General features: G+C 48.9%; 25 protein-coding genes, 1 pseudogene and 1 riboswitch. Of the genes and pseudogenes, 19 read left to right on the top strand and 7 right to left on the bottom strand.

The features are described from left to right. Window positions 1–187: 187 nt before the first annotated feature. On the top strand, window positions 188–1,096 hold the full coding sequence (locus ACES2C_RS17610; RefSeq protein WP_374164374.1) for an SMP-30/gluconolactonase/LRE family protein: 909 nt from the start codon (window positions 188–190) through the stop codon (window positions 1,094–1,096). Here ACES2C_RS17610 and ACES2C_RS17605 read toward each other — a convergent pair whose 3' ends face one another. Beyond that, the gene (locus ACES2C_RS17605) at window positions 1,097–1,972 is read right to left on the bottom strand and encodes an SDR family oxidoreductase (protein WP_374164373.1); all 876 of its coding nucleotides are present in this window, start codon (window positions 1,970–1,972) and stop codon (window positions 1,097–1,099) included. It lies immediately after the preceding gene. A gap of 243 nt (window positions 1,973–2,215) precedes the next feature. Between ACES2C_RS17605 and mgrA the strand changes: the two genes are divergently transcribed. The 11 genes from mgrA to ACES2C_RS17550 all read left to right on the top strand — a co-directional run bounded on the left by mgrA (window position 2,216) and on the right by ACES2C_RS17550 (window position 14,442). Further along, window positions 2,216–3,253 carry an L-glyceraldehyde 3-phosphate reductase gene (gene mgrA / locus ACES2C_RS17600; protein ID WP_374164372.1) on the top strand — a complete coding sequence of 346 codons (1,038 nt, stop codon included), beginning with the start codon at window positions 2,216–2,218 and terminating at the stop codon, window positions 3,251–3,253. A 213-nt stretch (window positions 3,254–3,466) separates the two neighbouring features. Beyond that, complete coding sequence (locus ACES2C_RS17595; protein ID WP_374164371.1) at window positions 3,467–3,805, top strand: CidA/LrgA family protein; 339 nt, start codon at window positions 3,467–3,469, stop codon at window positions 3,803–3,805. Beyond that, window positions 3,802–4,509: an LrgB family protein gene (locus tag ACES2C_RS17590; RefSeq protein WP_374164370.1), complete on the top strand. Its 708-nt coding sequence runs from the start codon at window positions 3,802–3,804 to the stop codon at window positions 4,507–4,509. Before ACES2C_RS17595 ends, ACES2C_RS17590 begins: the two co-directional genes overlap by 4 nt. Before the next feature lie 44 nt (window positions 4,510–4,553). After that, window positions 4,554–4,868, top strand: coding sequence for a hypothetical protein (locus tag ACES2C_RS17585; RefSeq protein WP_374164369.1), 315 nt, complete (start codon window positions 4,554–4,556; stop codon window positions 4,866–4,868). Window positions 4,869–5,173: 305 nt separating this feature from the next. Next, window positions 5,174–5,767: a TetR/AcrR family transcriptional regulator gene (locus tag ACES2C_RS17580; RefSeq protein ID WP_374164368.1), complete on the top strand. Its 594-nt coding sequence runs from the start codon at window positions 5,174–5,176 to the stop codon at window positions 5,765–5,767. Between the two features lie 183 nt (window positions 5,768–5,950). After that, window positions 5,951–7,093, top strand: a complete 1,143-nt coding sequence (locus ACES2C_RS17575; protein WP_374164367.1) for an efflux RND transporter periplasmic adaptor subunit — start codon at window positions 5,951–5,953, stop codon at window positions 7,091–7,093. Between the two features lie 5 nt (window positions 7,094–7,098). Beyond that, window positions 7,099–10,311 (top strand): efflux RND transporter permease subunit, encoded by a 3,213-nt coding sequence (locus ACES2C_RS17570; RefSeq protein ID WP_374164366.1) that lies wholly within the window; start codon window positions 7,099–7,101, stop codon window positions 10,309–10,311. A 45-nt stretch (window positions 10,312–10,356) separates the two neighbouring features. After that, window positions 10,357–11,769: a TolC family protein gene (locus tag ACES2C_RS17565; protein WP_374164365.1), complete on the top strand. Its 1,413-nt coding sequence runs from the start codon at window positions 10,357–10,359 to the stop codon at window positions 11,767–11,769. A 36-nt stretch (window positions 11,770–11,805) separates the two neighbouring features. Beyond that, window positions 11,806–11,943, top strand: coding sequence for a hypothetical protein (locus ACES2C_RS17560; protein WP_374164364.1), 138 nt, complete (start codon window positions 11,806–11,808; stop codon window positions 11,941–11,943). A 354-nt stretch (window positions 11,944–12,297) separates the two neighbouring features. Next, window positions 12,298–13,077: a helix-turn-helix domain-containing protein gene (locus ACES2C_RS17555; protein WP_374164363.1), complete on the top strand. Its 780-nt coding sequence runs from the start codon at window positions 12,298–12,300 to the stop codon at window positions 13,075–13,077. A 750-nt stretch (window positions 13,078–13,827) separates the two neighbouring features. Next, window positions 13,828–14,442 carry a porin family protein gene (locus ACES2C_RS17550; protein ID WP_374164362.1) on the top strand — a complete coding sequence of 205 codons (615 nt, stop codon included), beginning with the start codon at window positions 13,828–13,830 and terminating at the stop codon, window positions 14,440–14,442. 231 nt (window positions 14,443–14,673) lie between these two features. Here ACES2C_RS17550 and ACES2C_RS17545 read toward each other — a convergent pair whose 3' ends face one another. From ACES2C_RS17545 to ACES2C_RS17535, 3 genes are all read right to left on the bottom strand, one after another. Beyond that, window positions 14,674–14,937, bottom strand: coding sequence for a hypothetical protein (locus ACES2C_RS17545; RefSeq protein WP_374164361.1), 264 nt, complete (start codon window positions 14,935–14,937; stop codon window positions 14,674–14,676). Window position 14,938: 1 nt separating this feature from the next. After that, on the bottom strand, window positions 14,939–15,598 hold the full coding sequence (locus ACES2C_RS17540) for a head GIN domain-containing protein (RefSeq protein WP_374164360.1): 660 nt from the start codon (window positions 15,596–15,598) through the stop codon (window positions 14,939–14,941). Window positions 15,599–15,705: 107 nt separating this feature from the next. Next, complete coding sequence (locus ACES2C_RS17535) at window positions 15,706–16,119, bottom strand: VOC family protein (RefSeq protein WP_374164359.1); 414 nt, start codon at window positions 16,117–16,119, stop codon at window positions 15,706–15,708. A 122-nt stretch (window positions 16,120–16,241) separates the two neighbouring features. Here ACES2C_RS17535 and ACES2C_RS17530 point away from each other — a divergent pair, with 122 nt between their 5' ends. From ACES2C_RS17530 to pgl, 6 genes are all read left to right on the top strand, one after another. Further along, entirely contained in the window at window positions 16,242–16,907 is a 666-nt protein-coding gene (locus ACES2C_RS17530) for a hypothetical protein (protein WP_374164358.1), read from the top strand. Next, window positions 16,904–17,122 (top strand): helix-turn-helix domain-containing protein, encoded by a 219-nt coding sequence (locus ACES2C_RS17525; RefSeq protein ID WP_374164357.1) that lies wholly within the window; start codon window positions 16,904–16,906, stop codon window positions 17,120–17,122. The genes ACES2C_RS17530 and ACES2C_RS17525 overlap by 4 nt, the downstream gene beginning before the upstream one ends. A gap of 319 nt (window positions 17,123–17,441) precedes the next feature. Next, complete coding sequence (locus tag ACES2C_RS17520; RefSeq protein WP_374164356.1) at window positions 17,442–17,897, top strand: RpiB/LacA/LacB family sugar-phosphate isomerase; 456 nt, start codon at window positions 17,442–17,444, stop codon at window positions 17,895–17,897. A gap of 65 nt (window positions 17,898–17,962) precedes the next feature. Continuing rightward, complete coding sequence (gene gndA / locus ACES2C_RS17515; RefSeq protein WP_374164355.1) at window positions 17,963–19,369, top strand: NADP-dependent phosphogluconate dehydrogenase; 1,407 nt, start codon at window positions 17,963–17,965, stop codon at window positions 19,367–19,369. Between the two features lie 32 nt (window positions 19,370–19,401). Continuing rightward, window positions 19,402–20,913 (top strand): glucose-6-phosphate dehydrogenase, encoded by a 1,512-nt coding sequence (gene zwf / locus ACES2C_RS17510; RefSeq protein ID WP_374164354.1) that lies wholly within the window; start codon window positions 19,402–19,404, stop codon window positions 20,911–20,913. An 8-nt stretch (window positions 20,914–20,921) separates the two neighbouring features. Then, on the top strand, window positions 20,922–21,653 hold the full coding sequence (gene pgl / locus ACES2C_RS17505; RefSeq protein ID WP_374164353.1) for a 6-phosphogluconolactonase: 732 nt from the start codon (window positions 20,922–20,924) through the stop codon (window positions 21,651–21,653). A 122-nt stretch (window positions 21,654–21,775) separates the two neighbouring features. Here pgl and ACES2C_RS17500 read toward each other — a convergent pair whose 3' ends face one another. The 3 genes and pseudogenes from ACES2C_RS17500 to ACES2C_RS17490 all read right to left on the bottom strand — a co-directional run bounded on the left by ACES2C_RS17500 (window position 21,776) and on the right by ACES2C_RS17490 (window position 24,715). Continuing rightward, on the bottom strand, window positions 21,776–22,516 hold the full coding sequence (locus ACES2C_RS17500; RefSeq protein WP_374164352.1) for an anaerobic ribonucleoside-triphosphate reductase activating protein: 741 nt from the start codon (window positions 22,514–22,516) through the stop codon (window positions 21,776–21,778). Further along, window positions 22,443–22,604 (bottom strand): anaerobic ribonucleoside-triphosphate reductase, encoded by a 162-nt coding sequence (gene nrdD / locus ACES2C_RS17495; protein WP_374164351.1) that lies wholly within the window; start codon window positions 22,602–22,604, stop codon window positions 22,443–22,445. The genes ACES2C_RS17500 and nrdD overlap by 74 nt, the downstream gene beginning before the upstream one ends. Next, window positions 22,570–24,715: pseudogene (locus tag ACES2C_RS17490) on the bottom strand (ribonucleoside triphosphate reductase). The gene nrdD and the pseudogene ACES2C_RS17490 overlap by 35 nt, the downstream one beginning before the upstream one ends. A gap of 89 nt (window positions 24,716–24,804) precedes the next feature. Continuing rightward, a riboswitch (cobalamin riboswitch) is annotated at window positions 24,805–24,999 on the bottom strand. A 93-nt stretch (window positions 25,000–25,092) separates the two neighbouring features. Between ACES2C_RS17490 and ACES2C_RS17485 the strand changes: the two are divergent. Further along, window positions 25,093–25,812, top strand: a complete 720-nt coding sequence (locus tag ACES2C_RS17485; RefSeq protein WP_374164350.1) for an RluA family pseudouridine synthase — start codon at window positions 25,093–25,095, stop codon at window positions 25,810–25,812. The last annotated feature ends 102 nt before the right edge of the window (window positions 25,813–25,914 follow it).

Below are 25,914 nucleotides of genomic sequence, written 5' to 3'. Positions count from 1 at the left end.
ATCCCCCATTTGTGCATGCAGCTCGCGAATATTTTTTGGAAGTCTATTTGTTTGGGACTCACAGGCTGGCTTTGCTAAGTTCAAATTGGGAGATGAGAACGGCCACCTTATTATCCCTCCGTTTCTGAGTTTAAATTATGAAGGTTTTTTAAGATATTGGATGGCACATTCAAACTCGACACCACCAATGAAATCGATCTTACGCACAATATTCTTTCTCCTGCTCTTCTTTTCAGCGCTAACAGGGCGTGCTCAGGAAGCGGGCATGTCCTTTCCCGTAGCCAGCGGCGCTCAATTAGTCCTCATTTCAGATCAGTTTTCCTTCACCGAAGGCCCTGCCGCTGATCAGCAGGGAAATGTTTTCTTTACCGATCAGCCGAATAATAAGATATGGAAGTATGCGACCGATGGTACGCTCTCCGTTTTTAAGGATCATGCCGGGCGCTCAAACGGATTATTCTTTACAGCCGAGGGAGATCTGATTGCTTGTGCCGATGAGCATAACCAGCTCTGGTCCATATCACCTCAGGGCGATGTAAACGTCTTGCTTCGTGATTTCAGAGGGAAGGCTTTGAACGGACCCAATGACGCGTGGGTAAGCCCGAACGGGAACATCTATTTTACGGACCCTTACTACCAGCGCGACTATTGGACTCGCACCCGGCCGGAATTGGAAAAGGAAGCTGTATATCTTTTAAGGCGGGGCGACTCGCAGCCCCTTGTGTTGGATGAAAGTATGAGACGGCCCAACGGAATTATTGGTTCGGCAGATGGACGGTTTTTATATGTGGCCGATCGGGTAGGCAACAAAACTTACCGGTACTCTGTCAAAAAGGACGGCACTTTAAAGGACAAGACTTTGTTTGCCGATGAGGGGTCTGACGGAATGACAATGGACAACCGCGGTAACGTCTATCTCACCGGAGATGGAGTCGCGGTCTACAACCGCGATGGCGTGAAGATATTGCACATCCCTGTGCCGGCAAAATGGACCGCCAATGTTTGTTTCGGCGGTCCTGACGGCGACTGGCTGTTCATTACTGCAAGTCAGTTCCTCTACAAGCTGAAGATGCAGGTCCGTGCCAATGGAAGGTGATTATATAGTAGGTTTTCCTCCTGTCACAGGTATGGTGGCGCCTGAAATGTAGCTGGATTCTGTGGAGGCAAGCATCACATACACGGGTGCCAGCTCGACGGGTTGTCCCGCGCGCTCCAGAGGAACATCAGACCCGAATGATTCAACATCTGGCATGGTAGCCGGAATAAGAGGCGTCCATATAGGACCGGGTGCAACACAGTTCACGCGAATGCCTTTCTCTGCAAGCAGCTGCGCAAGGTTCGATGTGAAATTTTGGATCGCTCCTTTTGTTGCTGCATAGGCAAGCAGGATCGGCCGCGGATTATAGGCATTTACGGAGGTCGTATTAATGATGGCGCTTCCTGGTTTCATGTGAGGCTCAGCCGCCTTGCAGAGGTAGAACATGGAGTAGATATTCGTGCGGAAGGTATAATCCCACTCCTCGCTTGGCACTTCCTGCAGGCTCTGACGTGCCATCTGAAAGGCCGCATTGTTCACCAGAATGTCGATCTGGCCGAATTCTGCGACTGCTTTTTCAACGATCTGTTTGCAATGCTCTTCATTGCCGATATCGCCTGGAACCAGCACCGCTTTTCTGCCTTCGGCTTCAATCAGGGATGCCGTGTCTTTAGCGTCTTCGTCTTCATTAAGATACGAGATCAGCACGTCGGCACCTTCCCGGGCAAAGGCAATGGCCACTGCACGGCCAATACCTGAATCGCCGCCTGTGATGATGGCTTTCCTGCCTGCGAGGCGGCCTGAACCTTTGTACGAATCTTCACCATGGTCAGGCTTTGGGTTCATTTCTGAGGTCCTGCCGGGCACCTGGCTTTGCTGCTGCTGCGGCTGGGAGTCGGGGAATTTTTCTTTTGGATTTTCTGAGTTTGCGTTCATGATAGATGTTTTTCTGATAGATGTTTCTGTTAAACATTTGTATGATGCCTATGTTTAGGTATTTGTAATGAAATGCGTTATTTAGGTATTATTATCATTTTTGCAGTGAGATAAAGCAGTACTGCGCATTTTATGAAAGCTGATTTGTTTTTCAAAAGAGATAAAGAGCGATCAATGGTCCTTTCATTCCTTTGCACATATCCGGCGATCTTTCTATTATAAGCGTTAAACCCTCAAGATAGTATGAATACAAACTGGACTCCCCATCCCGACCGTTATGAAAAGATGAAGTATAACAGGTGCGGGCACAGCGGGCTCAAACTGCCGGCCGTATCCCTGGGCTTATGGCACAACTTCGGCGATGATACGCCTCACGCAACCAAGCAGGCGATCTGCCGCCAGGCCTTCGACCTCGGAATCACCCATTTCGACCTGGCAAATAACTATGGGCCTCCGCCGGGAAGCGCTGAGCTTGCCTTTGGACGGATCCTGCGTGAAGACTTTTACGGCTATCGCGATCAGCTTATCATCTCGTCAAAAGCGGGATATAACATGTGGCCTGGCCCTTATGGCGAATGGGGAAGCCGGAAATACCTCATTGCCAGCTGCGATCAAAGCCTGAAGCGCATGGGTCTTGACTACGTCGACATCTTCTATTCTCACCGGTTCGACCCTCAGACTCCGCTGGAGGAAACCATGATAGCTCTGGATCACATTGTAAGGTCAGGAAGAGCGCTCTATGCCGGGATCTCGTCGTATAATTCTAATCGCACGCGGCAGGCTGTAAAGATATTAAAGGAGCTTGGTACTCCCTGCCTTATCCATCAGCCCAGCTATTCTATGTTAAACCGTTGGATTGAAGAAGATGGACTGCAGGACACCCTTGCTGAACTCGGCATGGGTTCCATCGTATTTTCTCCTCTTGCCCAGGGTATGCTGACGGATAAGTACCTGAATTCCATTCCGGAAGACAGCAGGGCGGCACAGGGCAAGTCTCTCAACCCTTCGTTTTTGAACCAGAAAAATCTCGAAAATATCCGCGCACTGAATGCAATTGCAGCGCGCAGAGGGCAAACGCTTGCGCAAATGGCCATCGCCTGGGTTTTAAGGGAAGAAAGAGTTACCTCGGCTCTCATTGGCGCAAGTCGCCCCGGGCAAGTGGTAGACTGTGCCAGGGCAGTTGAGAACTTGTCTTTTTCTCCGGAGGAACTTGCGGAGATTGATCAGTACGCTAAAGACGCATCCGTTAATATATGGGCGAAGTCTGCCGAATTGGAATAGACCCGCAGCACCAAAATACTCCCTTCGCCACCTCTCACAGAGTGGCGGGGGAGCTTTGACTATGGTGTGACGAACATCAGGTATTTTTATGCAGCAAGCTGTTTATTTAAAGCGATCTTACTGCTAGTTTTGCACTGCATCGCATATTGTACTTCTATACTATCGCTTTGTTTCGTCCTGTTTATTTGCAGGACCTGATTTAAACTCAATGAGATGATTAAGCAGTGCGTTATTGTTTTTGGCTGTCTGGCGCTTGGAGAATTAATTGTGACACTGACGGGCTTAAAACTTCCTTCCAGTATTGTCGGCATGATTCTCCTGACCGTCTTTCTGAAATTTGGAGTAGTTAAGTTAAAGTCGGTTAAAGGAATAGCAGATTTTCTTTCAAAGAACCTGGCTTTGTTTTTTGTGCCATCTGGAGTGGCTATCATGCTTTATCTGGATGTGATCAAAGGTTATTTACTCCCCATCGCTGTTGCTTCCATAGGCAGCACGGTAATTATCCTTGCCGTCACCGGCTGGGTTCATCAGATTATTCGCAAAAAGTTATGATGTCGTTTCTACAGAGCCCGGTATTTATTGTTGCTTTTACCTTTTTGTCGTTTTATGCCGCCCAAAAGCTTCAGAAGAAAACAGGTTTGATCGTTCTTAATCCCATTCTGATATCGATCGTGATCATCATCGTATTCTTATCAGTCTTTCATATCAAGTATGAGGTTTATCATGAGGGCAGTAAACTTATAGAATTTTTTCTTAAGCCCGCTGTTGTGGCGCTAGGCGTGCCGTTATACCAGCAGCTTGAAAAGATCAGGAAGCAAACTCTTCATATCGTCGCCTCTGAAATTGCAGGCTGCATTGCCGGAATTGTCAGTGTAGTACTGATTGCAAAGTGGATGGGAGCTCCCAAAAATATAATTTTCTCCCTTGCTCCTAAGTCGGTTACCACTCCAATAGCGATAGAGGTGTCAAAAGCAATCGGAGGCATACCGCCGCTAACCGCCTCGGTGGTCATCACCGTTGGTATATTCGGATCCATCTATGGATATGCATTGATGAAGTGGATGCGTGTGCATAACCCGGTTTCCCAGGGCCTATCGATGGGAACTGCTGCTCATGCCGTGGGCACCTCTAAATCAATGGAGATCAGTCCAACCTTTGGGGCTTTCTCCAGTCTGGGTCTCATCGTGAACGGTATTTTTACCGCCGTGCTAACCCCGTACATTCTGGAGTTGCTCGGTTTTTGGGTGAAATTCTGATGAGGCTCTGACACATATTCATCTTTTCTTTGTTCGGAGAAAAAATGAGTATGCATCTTATTCAGATCTTATTACCCTTGTATAACAACGACAAAGAACCTTTCCCTGGCAGTTTTTTTACTCCCCTTCGCGAAGAACTCGCTTCAAAGTTCGGAGGTGTTACAGCCTATTCCAGTGCGCCTGCAACCGGACTCTGGAAAGAAAACGACGATAAGACTGTCAAGGATAAGATCATTGTCTACGAAGTGATGACTGATGAGCTCGACAGGCAGTGGTGGCTGCTTTTCAGAAAGAGGATCGAGCTGGTGTTGCAGCAGGAGGAGGTCGTCATCAGAGCAATTCCCATACAGCGATTATAGTTTACACCACTACGATACTATAAGCACCAGAACAACAGGTCGTTTTTAACCCCCTATATGGCGGATTTGCACCCGCCTTGCCTTTCATTTTGTACATAACTTTGAGTTTAAATAAGTCAGCTATGATAAACAAAATGATTTAGACAGAGGCGTTAGAGGTCAGTATCACGCTTTTACTGACAGGAAGCAGGTCCCTGAGACCTTCGCCCTCACTCTTTTTATTTCATTACAATTTAAAGACAATGCATATCTATGAAAGTGCTTATGTTTGCCTAACACTGTTAAATGATCTAACGACTAAGTGCATGGGCAGCAAAGAGAGAATACAGCGACTGAAAGAAGAGAACAGAATTAATATTCTTGAATCGTCACTCCGTATTGTTAAAGAGGAGGGATGGCAGGCGCTAAGTATGCGGAAAATTGCTGACGAGATAGAGTATACAGCTCCCATGATCTATGAGTATTTTCCGAGTAAGGAGGCCATTCTTGCAGAGTTGGCACGACAGGGTCACCTCTTGCTCGCGAGAGATATGCGCACAGCGAAGGAGGCAGAAACGAATCCTGAGAAGCAGCTGGAAGGTATGTGGCTTAGGTATTGGAACTTTGCATTTACTCATAAAGAGCTTTATCAGCTCATGTTTGGCGTCGGAATCACTTGTTGTCAGAACAAGTCTGAAGAGGGAGTAGTTGTGTTTGATCTGGTATGCGACTCAATAAGAAGCGTCATGAACAGTGAAAAGCCCTCGGAAGAAATAGTGTCCCGGAAGTTCTACACCTACTGGTCGGTGATCCACGGACTGGTGTCCATCAACCTCGTGAACGGAGGCGTTTGCGAAAGGGACAACCGACAGATTCTAAAAGATGCAATTACAGCAATAACAAGGTCTCTGAAAGATTAAAATTTTTTAAGCCGTAAATAACGGCCGTAAGCTACCTAACGACGTTAAATTTTTCAAATAGTGCTTCGTGCGCTCGTAAGTATCACAACTCATAAATAACACAATATGACTACGCCCAGCCTCTTCTTCTCGACCCTGCATCATTCCTTACTATCTAACACTGTTAAATTACTAAAACACGTTATGAAAACTCCGCTTTTACTTTTCGTCATGCTCTTTGTATACGGATGCTCGTCGCAGGAAAACGGGCAATCCGCCGTGACTGTCCCCGCGCTACCTGTATGGGAAGTAACATCGGGCGAGCAAACAACTCATCAGGAGTATCCTGCATCTATAGAGGGAATCGTCAACGTAGAGATCAGACCGCAGGTGAACGGCACTTTAGAGCAGGTCCTGGTAGACGAAGGGTCCTTTGTGAAAAAAGGCCAGCCCTTATTCAGGATCAACGACAGGCCCTATCGCGAGCAGGTGAACGCAGCACGTGCCAGTCTCCTTGCCGCCCGCGGTGCAGTAGAAAACGCCAGACTTGAAGTTGAAAAGCTTGTACCTCTGGTAGAAAAAAAGGTCGTTTCTGAGTTTCAGCTAAAGTCTGCCCGCGCCGCCTATCGTGTTGCTGAGGGCAACCTGGAGCAGGCAAAGGCTGGTCTGGCCTCTGCGCAGATTAATCTGGGATACACCACCGTTATGGCACCGGTCTCCGGGTATGTAGGCCGTTTGCATAAAAAGCAGGGGAGTTTGCTCAGTCCCACTGATCCCGAACCCCTGACCACTCTTTCTGATGTTCACGAGGTAAACGTTTATTTCTCCCTCAGTGAGAGCGACTTCGTTAAATTCAAAAGCCAGTATCCGGGTGCAAGTCTAAGTGATAAAATAAAGAACGTTCCGCCCGTCGACCTGATCCTTTCTGATCAGTCCACCTATGCCTCCAGAGGAAGGGTAGACATGGTCGATGGCCAGTTTGACAAGAATACCGGGGCTATTACGCTCAGGGCCCGCTTTCCTAATAAAGAAGGTCTCTTACGGGAAGGGAACACCGGTCGTATTCGCATCGGAGTGCAGCATGAGGACGTAGTGCTTGTGCCGCAGTCGGCCACCCTCGAGATACAGGATAAGATCTTTGTATTTGCAGTGGGCGACAGTAATAAGGTAAGTAAAAAGCCAATAACAGTCGTAGGCAAGAACGGTGGTAACTATCTGGTAAAAGATGGGATAAAGGCGGGCGACCGGATTGTGTACAAGGGCATCGACCACTTACAGGAGGACCAGGTCATTAAACCCGAAGCACTGCCCGCAGAGGAAAAAAGATTGGCATCAATTAAAAATTAAAGATTATGTTCAGGAAATTTATAGAAAGGCCTGTTCTGGCGACAGTAATATCGATCCTGCTGGTAATTGTAGGTATTCTGGGACTCACCAAATTACCCTTGCAGCAATTTCCGGATATCGCCCCGCCGGCTGTCCAGGTTACGGCTCTCTACCCGGGGGCTAATGCCGAAACGATTCTGAGATCTGTAGCACCTTCCATAGAGGAGTCCATCAATGGAGTGGAGAATATGACCTACATGAGCTCCACCGCGAGTAACGACGGATCTCTCGTTATCACTGTCTACTTCAAGCTTGGAACCGACCCCGATCAGGCCGCTGTTAACGTTCAGAATCGCGTTTCTCAGGCTACTAGTCAGCTTCCCGCTGAGGTTGTACAGGCAGGAATTACAACGACAAAGCAGCAGAATAGCCTGATCATGGTACTGGATCTGTACAGCGAAGACGAGAAGGTGTACGACCAGACCTTCATGGCTAATTACGCCCAGATCAACTTAATCCCTGAGATTAAGAGGATACCGGGTGTGGGACAAGCAATGGTGTTTGGCGGTAGCAAGGATTACTCCATGCGCGTATGGCTAAATCCAAGCCAGATGGCTGCATACAAGCTTACGCCAGGCGATGTCATGTCGGCAATCCGTGATAAGAACCTCGAAGCTGCTCCAGGAAAATTTGGCGAGAGCAGCAAGGAAGCCTTTGAATTTGTGATCAAATACAAGGGGAAGCTGAACAAGCCGTCCGACTATGAGAATATCATTATTCGCTCGAATGCCGACGGGTCCATTTTGCGGTTAAAAGACGTTGCACGGGTTGAGTTTGGGTCCTATACTTATGCCAGTAACACCAGAATTAACGGCAAAGCGGGATTGAATATCGGAATCCTGCAGCTGGCGGGATCTAACGCCAACGAAATTCAGGAAGGCATTACCTCATTTATGGAAAAGGCCCAGAAAGATTTTCCGAAAGGTGTTAAGTATCTCACGTTGTATAGTACAAAAGTGGCACTTGACCAGTCGATTGATCAGGTGAAACATACGCTGATCGAAGCGTTCATCCTGGTGTTCCTGGTGGTCTTTATCTTCCTGCAGGATTTTCGCTCTACACTGATCCCCGCTATAGCGGTTCCGGTTGCCATCCTTGGTACGTTTTTCTTTATGCAGCTCTTCGGCTTTTCTGTGAATCTGCTTACGCTTTTTGCTCTGGTGCTCGCTATCGGGATTGTGGTCGATGATGCTATCGTAGTAGTTGAGGCGGTCCATGCTAAGATGGAACACCAGCACTTGTCGCCGCGGGCAGCTACGGTTTCGGCCATGAGTGAGATCACGGGTGCTATCGTATCAATCACGCTGGTCATGTCGGCAGTATTTCTTCCAATTGGCTTTATGGAGGGATCTACGGGCCTCTTCTACAGACAATTTGCCTTCACCCTTGCAATAGCCATTGTCATATCAGCAGTGAACGCACTTACCCTGAGTCCCGCTTTATGCGCCCTGTTTCTAAAGGAGAACCACTCTGCAGGTAAGGGAGATATGCATATAAAGCATGGTTTTAAAGATCGTTTCTTCATTGCCTTTAATACGTCGTTCAATCGCTTGTCGAATAAATATGTGCGTGCTTTAGGTTTTCTTACACGCTACAAATGGGCTAGTCTGGGCGGCCTTGCCGTGATTGTATTGCTAACAGCGTGGATGATTAAAAGAACGCCGTCAGGTTTTATTCCTCCTGAAGATCAGGGCTTCATAGCCATCTCGCTGTCCATGCCGGCAGGTGCCTCTCTGGAACGCACCAATCAGGTCCTCCGTGAGACTGAAACCCTGATTCAGAACGCTCCCTTCAACCAGACGCTCAATATCATCTCCGGCTTTAATATCCTCACTCAGGCCACCAGCCCGTCTGCAGGTGTAGCCTTTATCCTGCTGAAGCCATATGAAGAGAGGGGAGAGGCAAAAGACATCAATGAAATCATGAATGTAGTGCGGGGCAAACTGGCGGGAATCAAAGGAGCCGACTTTTTTGTCTTTACCTTTCCAACTGTTCCGGGCTTCAGCAATGTGGATGGTCTTGACATGGTTCTCCAGGACCGCACAGGCGGGGCGCTCGACAAGTTCAGTTCCGTATCCAATAACTTCATAGGCGAGTTAATGAAGCGAAAAGAGATCGCTGTGGCATTTACAAGCTTCAAGGCAGACTATCCCCAGTACGAGATTGAACTCGACGACTTGAAGGCGGAGCAGCTGGGGGTAAGCACCAGGGATATCCTTGAGACTATGCAGGCCTACTTCGGAAGTACCCAGGCTTCTGACTTTAACAGGTTTGGCAAATACTACCGGGTAGTTGTGCAGGCAGATAAGAGCGACCGGTCAGACGTCTCAAAAATGGACGGAGTATTTGTGAAGAATCGTCAGGGCGAGATGGTACCTCTTAATACGCTCGTGCGCCTGCAGAGGGTGTACGGTCCTGAGACCGCCTCCCGCTATAACCTCTTCAATTCCATAGGCATCAACGCCATTCCTAAGCCGGGATTTAGCTCAGGCGATGCAATCAGGGCAGTGGAAGAAGTAGCAGCTCAGAGCCTGCCATCAGGATACTCCTACGAGTTCTCCGGGATGACACGCGAAGAGATCAGCTCCGGCGGGCAGTCAGCGATCATTTTTGGGCTCTGTCTACTCTTTGTATATTTCCTTCTGGCAGCACAGTATGAGAGTTACATTCTTCCACTGGCCGTCATTTTATCAATCCCGGTGGGAGTAATAGGAGTGTTTACCGCAATCGGCATTACGGGCATCGAAAATAACATCTATGTGCAGGTTGCCCTGGTGATGCTGATCGGACTGCTGGCCAAGAACGCGATCCTGATCGTCGAGTTTGCATCGCAGCGGCGAAGAAGCGGACAGGGAATCGTTACCGCTGCACTCGAGGCCGCCAAACTGCGTCTGCGGCCGATCCTGATGACTTCACTTGCCTTTGTTGTCGGCCTTATTCCGATGATGTATGCCCAGGGTCCGTCCGCCAAGGGAAACCATTCGATCAGTATCGGCGCGGCAGGAGGGATGCTCACGGGAGTGCTCCTGGGACTATTGATCATCCCGGTACTGTTTGTGGTCTTTCAGGCTCTTCAGGAAAAGATCTCCGGCAACAACATGCCGAAAGCGGCTCATCCAGGGCAAACGCCCGACGACGATTTTCTCGCTCAGCCAATCGAACAGCCGGCCCTCACTTAGTAACAGCCGTCGTTCCGGTTCAAGATGTCAATTAAAATACAACACATGAAAATAGTTATAAAAGGATTACTTGCGATCATTTTCATTCTGACTTTAGCAAGTTGCAAGACAAATAAAAGCGCCAGTCAGGCAGCAGTTGACCTGCCCCGTTCTTTCAGTCATTCAACTAATGCTGACAGTACCGGTATCTCTGTAATTCCTTACAACCGCTTTTTTGCCGACGATAATCTCCGCCGACTCATCGATACGGCGGTGATCAGAAACAACGACCTGCAGATTGCCCTGAAGAACCTGGAAGCAGCACGTGCTGTGCTGACCCAGGCCCGGCAGGGATATCTCCCTGAACTTTCTGCTCAGGTGTCTGCTACCACTAACAGTCCGTCCGATAACAGCCTGAACGGATTGAGCGCCAGTCAGTTCCTGGGAAGTAAGCATGTGGAAGACTATAACGCTTCCTTAAACCTTCGCTGGGAGGCAGACATATGGGGCAAGGTCAGCAGCCGGAAAGGGGCAGCCCTTGCTTCTTATCTGCAAAGCGAGGAAGCGAGAAAGTGGGTCCACACGCAGTTAGTCAGCAACGTGGCACAGGCATATTACAACCTGCTGATGCTCGAAAAGCAACTGCGAATAGCACGCACCAATCTTGCATTAAGCGACAGTACCGCTGCCATCGTGAGGCTGCAGTACCAGTCGGGCCAGGTCACCCTTCTTGCGGTCGAGCAGGCCGAAGCCCAGCGCCTTTCAGCGGCTAAGCTCATTCCTTCATTCGAGCGGAGCATCACGGTGCAGGAAAACGCGCTCTTTATTTTAACAGGCCGCCTGCCAGCCGGGAAAGTGACCATAACGCCCCTTGAGCATGCTGTGGTACCAGAGAACCTAAGCGCAGGCGTACCGGCAGTAGTACTTGCGCAACGCCCTGATGTCAGGCAGTTTGAGCTTGACGTGAGGAGAGCTAATGCAGAAATGGCATTCTCAAGAGCCGCCATGTATCCGTCTCTCACCATCACCGCTCAGTCGGGCCTCAATTCATTTAAATCAAGCAACTGGTTTTCTGTGCCGGCCTCCCTGTTCGGTACGGCCACCGGTGCCCTTGTTCAGCCTATTCTGCAGAAAAGACAGCTCAGAACCCAGTATGAACTATCAAAAATAGACCGTGAGCGCTCTGTCTTACGCTTCCGGCAGGCCGTGCTCGAGGCCGCAGGGGACGTAGAGAACGCGCTGGTCGATCTGGACAAACTCAGGGAGGAGGAGGCTGTCGCCAACAAAAGAGTCACTACCCTGCAGCAGGCCATCGGGAACGCACGCCTCCTGTTCAATACAGGAATGGCGACCTACCTGGAAGTCATAACGGCCCAAAGCTCGGTTTTGCAGAGTGAACTGGAGCTTGCCGATGTTAAAAGGCGCGAGCTACAGGCCGTAGTGGATCTTTACAAGTCAGTAGGAGGCGGCTGGCAATGATATAATTAGTAATGGTAACTAGAAACATAAATCAAAATGGGATTACTTTATGACTTTTATCTCGGTCTTTCGCTCAGCGAAGACCGGGATGCTGCAGAGCAGAACTCGACAGTGAGAACTCCTGAGGCAGAAGCAGAGGAAGAACGCCGACTGTGGATCTCTTGTCTGCTTTAGTATGGCCTGATCATTGCAGACGATTTTTGGTCAAAGCTTGACAGATTCGGTTGATTTTTATATACTAGCAGCATCTGCAGGAGAGCCATGTTCGAAAATTAAAATGCGCCGGTCTATTCAGTCCACATTGTTTCCAAAGGTACTATCCGACAGGGATGTTACCGGTAATTTACCCGATTACTGCGCTTTTCCTGTCAGCTACGCTACTGCCAGAGAAATACACTTTGAAGAAGGACGGCTGCTGATACAGCGTTATAGCAATTACCTTTTCTATATGGAGTGGTATGAAATGGATATAACGAAAGAGTTGCGCACTGCTTATGCTGTAAATGAATCGACCTTTTTTTGTTTCTGATGTTCGACGGCAACCTTTCCGCATCTACTGCCGATGGAGCGGGCGTAGCCAGGGTTAGTAAGGGCATTATGTATGGAAACTTCAAAAGCCAGGGCTCGAGCTTTGTCAATAGCGTGGCTCCCGGGATGCACCGGTTTTGCTATCTTACCCCGCGGGGCGACTGGCTCCAAAGAAAAGCCGCTGACTTTCCCGCTATCGGAAAGTTCTATGAAAAATGTCTTAACGATGTCAGGGCCTATGGCTACATGGCTAAAACCTCTATTGATGCCAGAATCTACAAGGCCTTCCTCAATCTTTGCTCTCTGCAGAAAATAAAAGGCGTAGACATGGAAGCGCTTTTGCTTAACCGCGTGATCAGGATGCTCAAGCTGTATGATGACCAGCTTACATCCGGGTCCTTCATAAGGGCTGATGCCCAGAAGGAGAGGATCAGAATGGTCAGGCAGTTTATAGACGACAATTACCGCGAACTCAAAATTGGCGACGTTCAAATGCTCTCTGAGAAGTTCTTTTTTGCCCGGAGGAGCCTTACCAGGGTTTTTAAGAATGAAACCGGCTTTACTGTACAGGGGTATATCGAGAAGACCAAACTCGAGAATGCGCTGAAGCTGCTAAAAGAGACGAAACTGTCAATTGGTGAGATCAGTGCTATTGTCGGATATCCCGATCAAAACTATTTTAGCCGCGTTGTAAAAAAACATTTCGGAACCTCACCAAAAAACGTTCGCGAACAGTTCTGGAAGTCCGCCAAACTCGACTTTAGCACTGCTTGGCCATGATCAAACAATAGGTCTTTTAAATCGATTGTTTTTGGCCTGTTCCTCTCTTTTTTTATTGTTCTAACATTCAGAAATTTATATCAGTTAATTGTAAGGTCATATTTTCAAATATGAAAGAGGGGCATCTGAAATTTATCGACTATTGGAGAGCATTACCAAACACTATTACAAGACGTTAACGCTAAGCAAGGGATGAAGATACATTCCGTTCTCCGGTACTACTCAGTCACTCTTCAGGAGTGTAAAAAAAGCCCCGTTGTGATGAGCACAAGCAGGGCACCTAAACCTTATCAACGCAAATATAGCACTTTCTGCAATGAAAGTCAATAGAGCCAGATAAATAACTCCATCTGCAGAGATTTATGGCCCTGCTATCTACCTTTTTATATTTGCTGCTTTGCTGCTTTCCTGTTTTTCCATTGTCTTCATGTGCCACATTGCCAGGCGCTTAATGCACGCCGAAGCATTGTACTGTGAGATCCCATAAGGGCTGCCCCTCCCAAGCACTGTTTTTGTTCAACTATTTTGATCTGCATAATAGTTCGCGTCAGCCTTAGAATAAGCTATGCTCAGGGTCTCCTGGCAACCTGGGTTCAGGCCTGCGTTTGGTTTACGCTATACCTGGCGCCCTCAATATAGCCAGGCGCGGGATCCCGGTAGAACCACCAGTTTTTGTATCTCAGTAGTTTCGCTGATGGATAGCACTCAGCCACGGTCTAGTTTTGCATCGTTAACTGAAACAACAAAAACATGAAAAAATTACTACTTATTACCGCAATGTTTGCAGCCGCGGGTTCTGCTAATGCACAGGACGGTCTAAGGTTTGGCGTTAAAACAGGCATCAACTTTGCCACCCTGAAGATGAAATCGGGAGAGTATTCTTCTTCTAATTCAAGTGTTACCTCTTTTCATTTTGGTGGCTTTGTCGACGTACCCGTTAGCGCCAGATTATCAATACAGCCGGGTCTCACGCTTAGCGGCAAAGGAATGAAAATGGGGGAAGACGATGATGACACAAAGGCGAATCTGATGTACGTTGATGTGCCGGTAAATGCAGTTACCAGAATAGATGCCGGGCCGGGTAAGGTATTTCTGGGAGCAGGTCCGTACCTCGGCTATGGTCTCTCAGGTAAGATCAAAGGTCCTGACGGAAAACAGGATGTCAAGTTTGGAAAGGATGAAGAGCTCCGCCGTCTTGATCTCGGTCTCGGGTTTATCGGAGGTTACCAGCTGCCTTCCGGCTTCAACTTTAACCTTGGCTACCAGTTAGGAATAAAGGATATTGAGCCTGAGGCAGGAAATGATAACAGCGAATCCTCCACCAAGAACCGCGTGTTCTCAATCTCCGTTGGTTATTTGTTTTAACAAAAGCGGCAGGTGCTAAAACATCAGTTCCGCAACTACGTCGGATCCTATGTTTTTTAGCCGCCTTTTTCCGAACATAAGCACCGGGACATCCTCTACTATATCTTCGCACTATTTTGAGAAAAGCTGACAATAATGTCGGCTTTTCTTGCATGAGCGCGATTGTTCCTCAAGCCCTGGGGAGCCCTTTTATTCCCTGCCTTACTGCGGTTCCTGCCGTCGGCTTTCCTTTTACTTCCTGATCACATTGTGCGACAGAAGAAGCCTGGTCAGCAGATGGAGGGACAGCCCGCTGATGCTGTCGACTTCTATCTGGAACTCTTCAGTACATACAGAACACGAACCATCTTCAGTAAACAGAATATTGACACCCCCCAGGCGTCCTGATAAGATCGATATCCTCCCCGGATTTAGCTCCAGCTCATGTCCGTTTTCCAGAAGACAACGGTAGAGGTTCTTCACGTATAGGGGAGTGAGTCGCACGAATGGAGCCATATTACTCATATGTTAATTTAATAACTTCTCCTGATCCGCTTATCTTTGAACTAACCGCAGGCGATCCTTTATAGTACACCTTTCCGCTTCCGCTTATCTTAACGTTCAGTGCGTCTTCAACATCCAGGTACGTTTTAGCGCTGCCTGAAATAAGAACTTCAGCTTTGCTGCTTTTAATCTTTTTCAGATCTGCGTTTGAAGATCCTGATACCTTGATCTCAACGCGCTCTGCTCTGAACGGGTCCTGTACGTCAATATCTCCTGAACCGCTTGATTCAAAAGCAAAGCTGCTCTGGGTGTTAAAGTTTCCGCTGATTTTAATATTGCTGCTCCCGCTTTGCTTTACCTTTTTTACGACTGGCATGGTCAGATAGACATCGATATCATCGTTATAGACATTCACCCGGTCATAACCCAGCTGCAGCGTACCGTTTTGTACCCGCGTGCTGAAGTATGGAATAAGATTATCCGACCCCTTCAGCTCAACCTTGTATTCATCACCATATCGGATGTATACATCATTGGAGCCTGAAGTGCTCACCTTATCGAACGGACCCGGATGCCGTTCTTCCGACAGCATGTTTCCGCTGCCCTTGATTCTTCCGTCCGAGCAGCCATATACGCCTCCCAACAGAATCAGATAAAGAAGTGTCCTTTTCATTGCTAATGTTTTATATCATTACAGTTTTGCAGGACGACACCCCTACGGCAGATGCAAAAAAAGAGTACCTCACGTTTTTGCCCCGGGTTTTTATGTGACAGGAGTGGTTAACCGGCGTGCTGTCCCTTACAGCAGATTTCAATACAGTTGCCCTCCGGATCTGCAATGACACTTTCAAAGTAACCATCACCTGTTAGTCTGGCTTCTCCAATTACAGGATAGCCCTCACTCCTGAGCAGTTCGGTAAGCCGCATTACTTCTGCCCGCGTTTCAACACCCACAGCAAGGTGCGTCAGGCCGATAGAGCGGCTCCTGTCAGCACGGCTCTCTTCTATAACCGCCTGGTGCATGAGCTCAAGGCGGGTTGAACTGTCCGAAAATGAAAGGAAGTAGGATTTGAAAGATTTGGCTTCGTTGTCATAGCGCTCGCCAGCCTGCGCATAAAAGTATCTTTCGTAGAAGTCTTTCATTGTTTCCAGGTCTTTTACCCAGATCGCAATGTGTTCAATTGTCATTTCCATAATTTTTTCTGCAAACCTAGGGACGAAAGAAAAATGAGGCGACCGTTCTATTGATAATTTGTTTAGACAGATTGACTTATTGTTGCGAAAATGATTATTTTTAGGTCCCTACTGAAACATCTATGAAATTAGCTTTTGAGAATATTCCTGCCGGTCAGGATTGTTTTTTTAATGTTTTCTATCATAACCACGAAAATCCCTGCCAGGTATTCTGGCATTATCATCCAGAATGCGAGCTTGTCTACGTTCCCTTTGGCAGCTCCAGAAGGCAGATCGGGGACCATATCGGGCAGTATGAAAACGGAGAACTGGTACTCATAGCTCCTAACATTCCGCATTTAAACTTCAATTATCAGCTTCTCGCCAGCCATGAAGAAGTGGTGGTCCAGTTCAGGCTAGATAAGTTAATGAACGCCCTCCAGATATTTCCCGAGTTTTCCGAACTCGCTCTCTGGTTGCGGGGGATAAAGGTAGCCACCACCTTTGGGGCTACCGTAAGGGCGGAGCTCGATCATAAGATCAGGTCCCTGCAGTACCTTCCGCCTGTTGAACGCACGCTGTCGTTTCTAAATATAATTACTTCTTTGTCGCGAACTTCCGATGCGCGGAGCCTCGATTTTCCCTACAGGAGGGTTAGCTACAACCTCAGCGAGGGCGAGCGGATCAACAAGGTCTATTCTTATGTGGCCCAGAATTACCATGCTACTCTCGATATGCGCCATGTAGTAGATCTTTCAGGCCTTTCGCAGCCCGCATTTTGCCGTTTTTTAAAAAGATCACTAAAATGAGCTTTACTGAGTTCGTGAACGATTTTCGCATTGGAAAGGCTTGCCAGTCGCTGCGCAGAGGAGAAACGGTTGCGGAGGCCGCATTCACGAACGGATTTAACTCCATCTCTCATTTCAGTGTCACTTTTGCCAAAAGAATGAATATGAGTCCCTCCGCCTATCGCCTGAAAGTATCAAGGGAAGAAAAGGAATCAGAAGATCTTGTACTGTGTTAAGCGCCTCCCGGGGCGGCCGCAGCCCCTGGCTCTCAGGCCAGAGAGCCGGGATATTAATTTGCATTCAAATGAATATCTGCTCCATTTTCAGACTGTTAAGGGTGTATTTCGTCTTATAGGCTGGAATCTCGCTCTTGTAAACACGGCACCTTCGTAACAGAAGCAGGATTTGTATAAGTTTTTCCTTCTTTATGGCGACGCTGACCCGGGCTGTCACACTAGCTTTGCAGAGCTGGTTAGGGGTACGAAGAGTCACTTCTGTCTGTCGTTTTTATCATAAAGTTATTTGTATATTTCGCTACACAATCTATACTACTCAATGAAAATAGGTATTGCGGCAGATCACGCCGGTTACGAGATCAAACAAAAGCTCTTACAGCAACTTTCAGAGTCGGGGTACGTGGTAGAGGATTACGGGAATAAAGAGTACGACCCCACAGATGACTATCCTGACATTATCGTTCCTCTGGCCCGTGCCATATCATTGGGAGAGGTTCAGCGCGGAATTGCCGTATGCGGCAGTGGTGTAGGGGTGTCGGTAGCGGCTAACAAGTTTAGGGGTGTCCGCGCCTGCCTGATTGCCGAAACCTACTCGGCGCATCAGGGGGTAGAACATGACGACATGAACCTCATGTGTCTTGGCGGACGCGTACTGGGGCCGGCCCTTATCTGGGAGCTAACAGAGACTTTTCTAACCGCCTCATTCCAGAAGGATGTCCGGTTCCAAAGACGTCTCGACAAAGTGCTCGCTCTCGAACGCCAGTCGGGTGGGTAGAGCCTCCTCAAACCTCTCCTGTGACTAAACATCTTATCAAAACTTGCATACTACAACTCATTTATATGGAACAATATGATTTTGGAATTATAGGCCTGGGAGTAATGGGGCGCAATTTGTTGCTCAACGTCGCAGACCATGGTTTTGCTGCAGCAGGGCTCGACCTCGACGGTGAAAAAGTAACGGCCCTTAAAAATGAAGCAGCAGAGGGCCATAAAATTAACGGCTATACAGCTGTTGAAGAATTCGCCGCTTCCCTTCGCCATCCGCGTGCCGTCATGCTGCTCGTGCCTGCAGGAAAAGCTGTAGACGCAGCAATCTCCAGTCTACTCCCTCATCTCGATGAAGGCGATATTGTGGTCGACGGGGGAAATACCTTTTTTGAAGACACGGATCGCCGCGTTGAGGAGCTGGCGCAGAAAGGCATTCACTTTTTTGGTATGGGAGTCTCCGGAGGAGAGAAAGGCGCGCGATTCGGACCGAGCATGATGCCCGGGGGAGATCAGCAGGCCTACGAACGGCTGAAGCCCATCTTTGAGTCCATCGCTGCCAAGGTCGACGGCCAGCCCTGTGTTACGTATCTCGGCAAGGGTTCTGCGGGTCATTATGTAAAGATGGTTCATAATGGTATCGAGTACGGCATTATGCAGCTCATATCAGAAGTGTACGATATTCTCAGGAGAGGATGCAGCATCGATAATAACCAGCTTCAGCAGGTATTTGCCGACTGGAGTGAGAGCGAACTGAAGTCCTTTCTGATTGAAATTACTGCTGAAGTACTTAGTCGTAAAGACGACATGGGCGGAAAATTGCTGGTCGATGTTATTTCTGACGTCGCCCGCGCAAAAGGGACAGGAAAGTGGACCTCCCAGAATGCCATGAACCTTCAGGCACCGGTTCCTGTGATCGATAGCGCCGTCATGATGAGGGATCTGTCGAAGTATAAAGAGGAGCGGCTTGCAGCAAGTTCATTGTATCCCCGTCAGGCGACAGGGGCTTCCTCTGAAACACATGACGTGATCGCTCTTGCCAAAGATGCCCTTTATTTCGCTATGATCACTGCCTATGCGCAGGGGCTGGCGCAGCTTGCCCTCGCCTCAAAAGAGTATGCTTACGGTTTGAAGCTCGAAGAGGTCGTCACCATCTGGCGCGGCGGCTGTATCATCCGTGCAGTTTGCCTTGAAGATTTCCGTCAGGCCTATGTGCGCAGGCCTGATCTGCCCAACCTGCTGCTTGACAAAGAAATTGCGGGCCGCCTGGGAGCCCTGCATAACAGGCTGCGCGAATTTGTAAAGCTGGCTATTGATCTGGGCATACCTGCTTCGGCCTTGTCCGCTTCGCTTGCCTATTTCGACGCCTACCGCAGCGAGGTGCTTCCCACTTATCTCATACAGGCGCAGCGTGACTATTTCGGCGCGCACCGGTATGAGCGTACAGACCGCGAGGGCTCTTTCCATACCGAGTGGGATTAAGCCAGACTTTCTATTTCTACAGACATACAGTTATGAAAACAGGAAAAGACGCAGCTCCCGCAATTATCGTCATATTTGGCGGGACAGGCGACCTTACAAAGAGAAAGCTGATACCAGCCTTCTATAATTTATTCATCGAAGGATGGCTGCCCGACCGGCTCAGAATAGTAGGGCTGGGGCGATCAGAACTGAATGACGGCGACTATCGGGACCGCCTTCTTCAGGGGCTGACAGAATTCTCGCGGAGCGGAACACCCAACCCCGACGTCTGGACTACGTTCAGCCAGTCTATATCCTACTTCCAGTCCGACATCAACGACCCTGCCTCCTATGGGGAGCTGGCTGCCATACTGGACGGTTTCGAAGCAGAATGGTCAACAAAGGCAAACCGGCTGTTTTATCTCTCGGTGGCGCCTCAGTTCATAGAAGCGGTAACTACCAACATTCATCACGCTAAGCTTGCCGCGAATCCTTCCACAGATCGCATCATCGTAGAGAAACCGTTCGGACATAATAAGGCGACAGCCATTGCCCTTAATAAACTCCTTACCAGTATTTTCCAGGAGGAGCAGATCTACCGCATAGATCACTACCTTGGAAAAGAGACGGTGCAGAACATCCTGGCTTTACGGTTTGCCAATGCGCTTTTCGAGCCACTCTGGAACCGAAATTACATCGACTACGTGCAGATCACTGTGGCCGAGCAGGTAGGTGTGGAAGAACGGGGAGGCTACTATGAAGGCTCCGGGGCACTGAGGGATATGATCCAGAACCACCTCTTGCAGATCTTGTGCATGATCGCCATGGAACCTCCTGTGTCGTTCTCTGCCGAGGAGATCAGGAACAGGAAGGTCGACGTACTGCGGGCCGTCAGAAGGTTAAAGCCTGATGAGGTACATAAAAATGCGGTTCGCGGACAGTATGGCTCAGGCTGGCTGCAGGGTAAGCAGGTGAAGGGCTACCGCGAAGAGCCAGGCGTAGACCCCAACTCCAACACCGAGACCTTTGCCGCGCTGAAGCTTTATCTCGACAACTGGCGCTGGCAGGACGTGCCTTTCTATCTTCGTACCGGGAAGCGGATGCAGGAGAAGGCTTCGTCAATCACCATTCAGTTCCGCCCTGTCCCTCATTCTACCTTTCCTGATAGCCAGTCGGACAGTCTCATTGCCAACCGCCTCACCATTAGCATACAGCCGCAAATGGACATCCGGCTAAGGTTTATCACGAAGAGGCCGGGGCTTGAGATGAACCTTCAGCCATCCGAAATGATATTCGATTACGACAAGTGCTCTACCCAGAGCCCTGAAGCCTACGAAACCCTCTTGCTCGACGCCATGCGGGGAGATGCAACACTCTTTATGCGGTCCGATCAGGTTGAGGAAGCCTGGGATGTAATCACACCTGTTTTGGAAACCTGGGAGTCGCGCACTTCTCTTGATTTTCCAAATTATGCAGCTGGTTCATGGGGGCCGGAAAACTCGGAGGCTCTCATCGCCAGACAAGGACATGTATGGGCCATCAATACGCATAGTTTCAAACATTAAACTGAGGAATGATAGTAGAACGCTTTTCTGATAAGGCCGACTTGTTCCGGCGGGCAGCAGGCATGTTCGTCGACTCGGCCACCCGGGCCATCGCCAAAAAGGGCTTCTTCTCAGTCGCCCTTACCGGCGGCAATTCGCCCAGAGGCCTCCATGAGCTCCTATCCCTACCTGAATATTCAGATCAGATAGAGTGGGATAAGGTGCTTGTATTCTGGGGAGATGAACGCTGGGTACCCCTTTCCGATCAGCGCAGCAATGCGCGCATGGCCTTTGAGTCATTGCTCGACCGGGTAAACATTCCGGCATCAAATATTTTTCCCATGTATTCCGGCTCAGCCTCGCCGGAAGAATTCGCAAAGTACTACGATGAGCTGCTGGCAGAGCGCCTGGGCGAGGAAAGAAAATTTGATCTCATCTTTCTTGGTATGGGACCCGACGGACACACTGCTTCCATCTTTCCCGGGTCGCCAGTCGTGCATGATCACAGCAAAGCAGTAAAGACCTTCTTTCTAAAAGAACAGGACATGTACCGCATCACATTGACAGCTCCGCTTATCAACGGTGCTGACTCTGTTATATTCATGGTCTTTGGTGAGGATAAGGCACATGCTTTAAAAGAAGTACTATACGGTGAGCTGAACCCCGATCTATATCCTGCTCAGTTGATCAGGGAGTCTAAGGGTGAGGTGCACTGGCTGGTTGATGAAGCTGCGTCGGCACAAATACAGACACAGGAATAACCGAAAACAGGGCTATCTGGATATCCACGCCTGAGGTCCTCCAGCAAGTCGCTGAGCAGCAATTATAAGAAACAGGAGCGATTTCGACAGTCGCGATTGAAATAGGGGCTGCGCTTCACGCGTTAAGCCCTTATTTCAATTGCAAACGATTTGCTTTTTAGTCCGTCTTTTGTCAGCCGGCCCGAAGGAGGAAGGCTGCCGATTGTGGAGGTGGCGTTCCTGAACTCCTGCAGGTAATAAGTGCCCCGGTAGTTCTTTTCCTCCAGGTAAGTGATCATCCCGCTCAGATCTTCTGTAGTCAGGAGCCCGTCGTGGACGGTAGTCCTCACTTCAAAAGGCACTCCCGATGAAATGAGAAGCCCCAGACTTTGCTCAAAGTGCTCAAAGTGCTTCGAAGCTGTAAGCTCTTCCCATCTTGCCCGGGGAGCTTTAAAATCAAGGGCGACAAAGTCAGCAAGCTGCCCCGCTATCAGGCCTTTCAATACTTCCGGATTGCTGCCGTTCGTGTCTACCTTGACCAGTCGCCCCAATTTCTTCAGCGACTCGGCGAAGAGCTGAATGTCTTTATGCGAAGTACATTCGCCGCCGCTTAAGACGACCGCATCAAGGAGAGTACCTCTCGAAATGACGAACTTAAGAGCGTCAAAATAACTGATCGATCCTTTTCCAAGCACAATGGAGGGGTTGTAACAGTAGGAACACCTCATGTTACAACCCGCAAACCAGATAATGCATGCCGTCTTGCCGGGATAGTCAAGAAGCGTGAACGGCGTGATGTCATAGATCGGGTTACCCGCAGTATTTTTCGTTAAAATGTTCGCGCTGTCTGTGTTCACCTTTCTTTCCCGTATTAAAGCTTTCAACTGGTCGGTGGTACCCCATTACGCGTGTATACACCAGGCATTTTGTTCTCTTTTCAGTGTTGAGCTGCAAGAGCTGTTCCTTGTTCATCGTGTTCATTTTCTTTATTATTAGTATTAAGTTCCTTAAGTAATTCTTCATCACAAAGCGGGCAGAATTCATGTTCTCCGTTCAGGTATCCGTGCTGCGGGCAGATACTAAATACAGGCGTAACGGTCACGTAAGGGAGCCTGAAGTTAGACAGCACCTTCCTGATCAGGTTGCGGCAGCCTTCAGAAGAACTGAGCCGTTCCCGCATATAAAGATGCAGCACGGTTCCTCCTGTGTATTTGCACTGCAGTTCGTCCTGCAAAAAAAGCGCTTCAAAAGGATCGTCAGTGTAGTCGACGGGGATCTGGGAACTGTTTGTATAGTAAATCGTATCGCCCTGGCCGGCCTGAATGATCTCCGGAAATCTTTTTTGTCTTCCTTGGCAAAGCGGTAGGTAGTTCCTTCGGCAGGTGTAGCTTCGAGGTTATAGAGATTTCCTGTTGCCTCCTGGAACTCCGTCATCTTTTTCCTGATATGATCGAGGATCTCAATAGCCATCTGCTTGCCCTCTGCGGAAACAATAGACTCCTTGTCGCCGCTGAAGTTCCGGATCATTTCATTGATCCCGTTGACGCCAATGGTTGAGAAATGATTGCGGAAGTGCGTGAGGTAACGACGCGTATAAGGGTAAAGGCCGCGGTCGAACATTTCCTGAACGAACACCCTCTTTTTTCGAGGGTCGACTTCGCTGTCTCCAGCAGATAGTCGAGCCGCTCATACAGGCCGGCGATGTTCCCCCGGTAAAGAAATCCCAGTCTGGCCATGTTAATGGTCACCACCCCGATACTTCCCGTCATTTCAGCACTGCCGAACAGACCGTTACCTCGCTTCAGCAATTCGCGAAGGTCGAGCTGAAGCCTGCAGCACATGCTTCTCACTGCATTCGGCTTATAGGCCTCGGGGTTTTCAATCTGGTTGCCGTTCTCATCAGTCAGGTACTGGCTGCCGATGAAGTTCTGGAAATAGGAGGAGCCGATCTTGGCTGTGTTCTCAAATAGCAGATCGGTATTTACCCCGTTCCAGTCGAAATCCTCAGTAATATTCACCGTAGGGATGGGAAATGTAAAAGGCTGCCCGTTGGCGTCGCCGTCTGTCATCACCGTATAGTATGCCCGGTTGATGAGGTCCATCTCCTCCTGGAAATGTCCGTAGCAGAGATCGGTCAGGCTGGCCGCGCCTCTTTCTCTTGCCTTTTCTTCCAGCTCCGCGTCATGCAGCCCCGAGAATAGATGGGAGTCCTTACTGGAGGGGAACTGCCCCCTGAGATCTTCTGGGACCGTCCAGTCGATGGTGATATTGGTGAAGGGCGACTGCCCCCAGCGGGCAGGAACGTTGAGGTTATAGACAAAGCTTCTGACTGCCTTCAGGATTTCGGTATAGCTGAGCTTATCCTTAAAAACGTAGGGAGCTAGGTAGGTGTCGAAAGAGCTGAAAGCCTGCGCGCCGGCCCATTCGCTCTGCAGGATGCCAAGAAAGTTGGCCATCTGTCCCAGTGCTTCCCTGAAATGTCTCGGCGGACGGCTTTCCACCCGGCCCCGCACGCCGTTAAAACCCTCGTTCAGCAAGTTTCTCAGGCTCCAGCCTGCACAATAGCCCGTAAGGCAGTCGAGGTCATGTATATGGATATCGCCGTTACGATGCGCGTATCCTTCCTCTTTAGAATACACTTTGTCGAGCCAGTAGTTGGCAATCACCTTGCCCGCCACATTGTTAACCATTCCCGCGTTGGAATAGGAGGTATTGGCGTTGGCGTTAATCCTCCAGTCCGTCTGATTGATGTATTCCTCAATCGTCATCGAGCTGTCTACATAAGTAGTGTCCTCATGAACGCCTGGCACATGCTCGCGCTGTAGTTTCCGGGTATGCCGATAGAGCATGAACGCCCGCATCACTTCAAAGTGTCCGTGCTCGAACAGGTTTTTCTCAATCAGGTCCTGAATATCTTCAACGGCCCATATCGCTTTAGAACGCAGTGCGGCCAGGGTTTGAGTGAAGACGGCTTCGTCGACTGACTTCAGTACACTGCCGAAGCCTTTCTCAATTGCGTCTTTAATCTTGAAATCGAAAAAGGGTTCAAATTCTCCGTTTCGTTTAATTACGTAGTTTACCATATCTTATCTTAGTATCAGATCAATAAGCATACGGGGAATACAAAGAGAAGAGATGATGACTATTCTTTTTGCAATACCTTTCACCCGAAAGCTACAAATTCTCTTCCGGCAGGTATTCTGACTTGCTCCGGCAGTACCGCCTTCCCATCGCTTCGTGCGACAGTGGCATATGAGGGTACGGCTTTTTATGGAGCTTACAGCTACGGGGATAGTCCCGGACTTGCACCGGGTTCCCTTTTAATCCTTCCCCTGAAGAGGAAGGAACCGGAAGCGCATGCAAGTGTAAAGGGAAAAGATGGGATTCCCCGCTAAATCTTTTCAACATTGGCCAAAAGGTGTGGGAAACACTTTCATATAATATCCTTAATTTTGCCGCCGTGAAGATTCCGAAGATAAAGGACTTGATCCTGTTTGAAAATGATGATCTGTTCGTTGTAAATAAGCCCGCGTTTATCAGTTCGCTCGACGAGCGCGAAGGAGGAGAGCTGAGTATCCTGAGGCTCGCCAAACAATATGTGGTCGATGCGCAGGTATGTCACCGGCTCGATAAAGAGACGTCCGGCTGCCTGATTATAGCAAAGAATCCCGAAGCTTATCGTTCTGTTTCTATGCAGTTTGAGCGCCGTAAGGTAAAGAAGGTGTACCATGCAGTGGTAAACGGAACTCATGTCTTTCAGGATCTTAAAGTTGACCTGCCTATATTAAACCTGGGCAATAAAAATGTAAGCATCAGCAAGCAGGACGGAAAGCCTGCCGAAACCATATTTAACTCGATTAAATACTTCAGGCACTACACGCTGATCAAATGCCAGCCAGTCACAGGTCGCATGCACCAGATCCGTATCCACCTCGCTACTCAGCGCGCATCTATTGCCGGCGACGATATGTATGGTGGAAAACCGGTATTCCTCTCCGAGATCAAAAGAGGGTACCACTTAGGGAAAGATCAGGAAGAGCTGCCTATTATGAAGCGTTTTGCATTGCACGCAAAGGAACTGACCTTCCATATTGATCCTGATACGGAAATTACAGTGAGCGCTCCTTATCCAAAAGATTTCGCTACCTTGCTTAAGCAACTGGAACGATTTGACTCATAAGTCTGATGGGAAGCAGGTACGGCCATTGAGGTCGTTTTCTACTACTCTGTTCAGTACCAAATAGGATTCATGTTATGTTCTCATTATCTGTGTGTGCGGGTT

The organism is Arcticibacter sp. MXS-1 (assembly GCF_041902385.1).
Taxonomy (GTDB): Bacteria; Bacteroidota; Bacteroidia; order Sphingobacteriales; family Sphingobacteriaceae; genus Arcticibacter.
The sequence above is the reverse complement of the archived record's forward strand: the minus strand, read 5'-3'. Positions and strand labels throughout refer to the sequence as shown.